This window comes from Microcystis sp. LE19-84.1B, assembly GCF_027531875.1.
Lineage (GTDB): Bacteria > Cyanobacteriota > Cyanobacteriia > Cyanobacteriales > Microcystaceae > Microcystis > Microcystis panniformis.
On record NZ_JAPZSR010000158.1, the window covers coordinates 1 to 3,693 of the forward strand.

The window sequence follows — 3,693 nt, forward strand, 5'->3', positions numbered from 1 at the left end:
AATGGGGCGAAAGTCTGTGGACTCTGTGTAAGACAGTACATGGTTTTTTAACTGTGGTATGCGACGGTGGTGGAAGCAGAAACTTAAATCGTGAGGTTTAGGAATCGCCGCACTTTTAGGGCGGCGAGGATGTCAAATTTCCGATCCTCTCTACTGGCAAAATTTACAGGATGCCTATAGTTTCGATTTAGTCGATTATCGCGGTTTTTTGCCCACCGAGAGCCTTCAAAAAGAGTTAGGCGACTGTTTTGTCCTGTTGATAACCCCGCGCTGGGTTGAGGCTTTTGGTAACGGGGCTATTGAAGCTTTAGCCTGTGGTGTTCCCGTAGTTGCCTATCGTCGCGGTGGTCTGGTAGAAATTATCGAAGATGGAAAAACTGGTTTTTTAGTTGAACCCGATAGTATCGAGGGATTAGTTACAGGAATTAAAAATTTAGACCGGATCGATCGATCTTCTTGCCGTGCAGTAGTGGAGCAAAAATATTCCCTAGAAGCTTTAGGAAATCGAGTCATTGCTTGGTTTGAAGAAATTTTTTGTCAGTGAGGGAGCAGGGTTTTTAGCTGGAGTCTAATATGATAGAAGCAGACGATGTTTCGAGAGTGTCTTTCTGTGATCACACAACAACAGAAAGGCACAAATATCTACTCACCGGAGGTTAAAGTCATGAAAGCTTTAGTAGTTAAACCTTATCCAGTTATTTGGCTCGGTTCGCTCTGCGTAGCTTTTTTCCTAGTTCCTTGTCCTGGCCTGGCTCTGACGGTTCAAGAAGTACCCAATCCTCGACAGGTTTCCGGGGGATGGGTGACAGATAAAGCCGAGATTCTTCAACCGGAAACAGAAACCCAACTGAACCAGATGATCGCTCGGTTAGAAGCCAAAAACGGAGCGGAAATAGCAGTGGTAACTGTACCGGAAACTGCTCCCGCCGCCTCTCCTAAAGAGTTTACGACCAACCTTTTCAACTATTGGAAAATTGGCAAAAAAGGCCAAGATAACGGCGTGCTATTTTTGATTTCAGTCAAAGACCGCCGCGTAGAAATTGAGACAGGATATGGAGTAGAGGGGATTTTACCCGATGGGAAAGTTGGCAATATTATCGAGACACAGATAACGCCGCGCTTCCGGCAAAAAGATTTTGATGGCGGGACTTTGGCAGGGACCAGAGCCATAATTGTCTCCTTAGAACCATCCCTGAGTAAAGAGTTGACTCAAGATACCCCCCAGAATAATAGCCGAGGAGTACATTTCTGGATGTGGTTAGGTGTTGCTATTGGCGGCGGTTTGGTTATTTTTTACCTGATATATCGGATTAGCCTCTATCTAATTAGCAGCGGCGGTGGTTTTAGTGGTGGAGATAGCGGCGGCAGTAGTTTTGGTGGCGGAGATAGTGGCGGCAGTAGTTTTGGTGGCGGAGATAGCGGCGGCAGTAGTTTTGGTGGCGGAGATAGTGGCGGCGGCGGTGCTGGCGACAGTTGGTAATGGCCGTTTGATCACAAACGGCGTGAATCCCTGGAAAATTTTCTAAGATTAGCCATGAACGACAAAGAAATTCGCATTCCTGAAGAAATTGTGCCAGAGGTGCTAGAACTTGCCTCGCGATACTATGCTGATTACACCCAGAGCTTCGCCGAGTCGGAATTAGTAGAGGCTGCCAAAGAAGTGCGGATTCCGGCTGAATTTATCCAACAAGCAATTCGGGAAGTTCAGAGGCAACGCCAACAAAAGTTAGAGCGACAGAAGAAGGCGACACAACAACGCCAGAGATTGCTATCTGTGGGGGTAGCTATACTAGGGGTGATTGCGCTTTCGGGAATGTGGACATATAATACTCTGGGGAGTTCTGCCTCAAGAGTAAATGCGGCCTGGGCGCAAGTGGAAAACCAACTCCAGCGGCGTGCCGATCTCATCCCTAATCTCGTCAGCGTCACACAAGCATCTGCTCAACAGGAAAAAGCCTTAGTCACCTTGCTGGTGCAATCCCGTCAGGCATATTTGCAAGCACTAACCCCCGCACAAAAAGCCGCTGCTATTGCCAAAATCGATCAGGCGATCGCACGTTTCCACCAGTATGCCGCAACGAATCCGCAGTTACAGTCTAGCCAACTGTTTATCAACCTCCAGTACGAAATGGCAGGCACGGAGAATCGCCTAGCGGTGGAACGGATGCGATACAATCAGGCGGTACAAGCTTATAACCAGCAAGTCCAAGCATTTCCCACCTCGCTCCTCGCTAAAGCTTGGGGATTTCACCAGCAGTCCTTTTTCCAGGCCACGAAATGAAGGTTGAACCGGATAGTATCGAGGGATTAGTTACAGGAATTAAAAATTTAGACCGGCTCGATCGATATTCTTGTCGTGCAGTAGTCGAGCAAAAATATTCCCTAGAAGCTTTAGCAAATCGAGCTATTAATTGGTTTGAAGAAATTTTTGCTCGCAAAAAATAAATAGGCTCTCTTGGTTTAGTCCGGTTAAATCTAGCCTAGCATACACTTTTCTATCGGGTTATCCCAGAAGGGTTCGGGATAAACCACAGAGACACAAAGAACACAAAGTCAAAACAGATAGGGTTTGCTGAATAAATCTAAAAACCTTGTTGGGTAAGACTTTTAGACCTTTTGGCAATCAAAAAGTACCAGATATGGGAGTGATCGGGGGTAAAATTGCTCTGTTTTCAGGGTGAGCGCATCTCAAACGCTATCGACAATTGGCAAATTTTGTGATAGTACTTAAAAAGGGGGCGACTATCGGGGGATAAGGAAAAATGGAAAATTTAATCAAGGAAGCACTAAGCCATCGAGCAATTAATCACCCCTATTTACTTGCTTTAGAAAAAGGAGAATTTCAACATACTGATGAAGTTCTCAAAGACTTTGCCAGTCAATACGGAGCTTATAGTGACTGGTTTTCCCGTTATTTAACAGCAGTAATATCAAAGCTAGAAAATCCCACTCATCGAAATCACCTGCTCAAGAACTTAGCTGAAGAAAACGGACATCTACACGATCAAGATCTGGAAGCAATCCGTAAATTAGGTATTAAGGATGAGTGGGTACAGGAAATCCCTCACCCACAGTTATTCAAGCGTTTTCAAGAAGCTATGGGAGTAGATAGCAGGCAAACGCCTTGTGTTGAAGTGGAAATCTGGCGTGAATCATTCTTATCGCTGCTCCAGAATGGAAGTTCACTCGAAGCTATTGGAGCCATAGGTTTAGGGACTGAATCTGTGGTTAAATTTATCTACAAACACATTATTGAAGCGATTAAAAACCATACATCATTATCCTTGCAGCAATATGTATTTTTTCCTTTACATACAGAAGTGGAGGATGAACACGGCTTAACTTTAGTTGAGATTGCTAAGGAATTAGCCAGTGAAAGCGAACAGGCTGTTCTGGAATTACGCAAAGGAATGTTAAAAGCCTTAAATCTACGTGCTGCTTACTGGGACAATATGTATGAACGTGCGTTGGCGCTAGATAAATCTTTGACATCATCAGACCAACTCAAGATTGTTACGCTTTTCCCTAAAATGATTAAAGGCAAAAAGCTGTCGGCTCTTCGTTACTCTTTATGCTAAATCAACAGACAAGATGCCAAGATAACATACTTCTAACCCAAAAATTACGAAAGTTTCTAAAGCCATAGGCTCTCCGTTTTATTAGTTTAAGTTTATTGTTGATTCCCTCGACCAC

Annotated in this window: 3 protein-coding genes and 3 pseudogenes; 5 read left to right on the forward strand and 1 reads right to left on the reverse strand. The window is 44.5% G+C overall.

Translation table 11 applies throughout. The features are described from left to right. Window positions 1–136 precede the first annotated feature (136 nt). The 5 genes and pseudogenes from O9324_RS09820 to O9324_RS09840 form a co-directional block, all read left to right on the forward strand. A pseudogene (locus tag O9324_RS09820) lies at window positions 137–544 on the forward strand (glycosyltransferase); the annotation flags it as partial. A gap of 66 nt (window positions 545–610) precedes the next feature. Next, window positions 611–1,480: a TPM domain-containing protein gene (locus O9324_RS09825; protein WP_288140089.1), complete on the forward strand. Its 870-nt coding sequence runs from the start codon at window positions 611–613 to the stop codon at window positions 1,478–1,480. A 54-nt stretch (window positions 1,481–1,534) separates the two neighbouring features. Beyond that, window positions 1,535–2,281, forward strand: a complete 747-nt coding sequence (locus O9324_RS09830) for a LemA family protein (RefSeq protein ID WP_288140090.1) — start codon at window positions 1,535–1,537, stop codon at window positions 2,279–2,281. A gap of 2 nt (window positions 2,282–2,283) precedes the next feature. After that, window positions 2,284–2,445, forward strand: a pseudogene (locus tag O9324_RS09835) (UDP-glucose--tetrahydrobiopterin glucosyltransferase); the annotation flags it as partial. Between the two features lie 317 nt (window positions 2,446–2,762). Next, window positions 2,763–3,554, forward strand: a pseudogene (locus tag O9324_RS09840) (iron-containing redox enzyme family protein); the annotation flags it as partial. 25 nt (window positions 3,555–3,579) lie between these two features. On the opposite strand, the gene O9324_RS09845 reads toward O9324_RS09840, so the two are convergent. Continuing rightward, window positions 3,580–3,693: transposase (locus O9324_RS09845; RefSeq protein ID WP_271947859.1), on the reverse strand; the 114-nt coding region annotated here is incomplete at its 5' end.